1 protein-coding gene is annotated in these 393 nt (G+C 72.3%); it reads left to right on the forward strand.

Annotation, left to right across the window (positions count from 1 at the left end):
- Positions 1-118: 118 nt before the first annotated feature.
- A partial coding sequence (locus CAY82_RS27785) for a cation:proton antiporter (protein ID WP_170931146.1) occupies positions 119-393 on the forward strand: 275 nt, incomplete at its 3' end.

Consider the following 393-nt stretch of genomic DNA (forward strand, 5'->3'; position numbering starts at 1 on the left):
GCCCGGGGGCGGCGGGGATGCGCGGGGGGTGGGCGGGTGGGGTGGATGCCGCGGGGGTGGACGTCCTCAGGGGCGTAGGTTCGGCTACGACCCTGCCGCGCCGACCGTGAGGTGACGCATGGACCTGGTGGCCGCCGGTGTGCTCGCCGTGCTCGTGATCGTGCTGGTGACGACGTTCGCCCCCCGGGTGGGCGTCGCCGCTCCCCTGCTGCTCGTGCTGGTGGGCGTGGCGGTGAGCTTCCTGCCGTTCGTGCCTGAGATCGAGATCCAGCCCGAGTGGGTGCTCGGGGTCGTGCTGCCACCGCTGCTGTACTCGTCGGCCACCAACGTGCCGACCATGGACTTCCGGCGGGACCTGCGCACGATCTCCGCGTTCTCGGTCGTGCTCGTGCT

The sequence above is a fragment of the Pseudomonas sp. SID14000 genome, assembly GCF_002165135.1.
Classification (GTDB): domain Bacteria; phylum Pseudomonadota; class Gammaproteobacteria; order Pseudomonadales; family Pseudomonadaceae; genus Aquipseudomonas.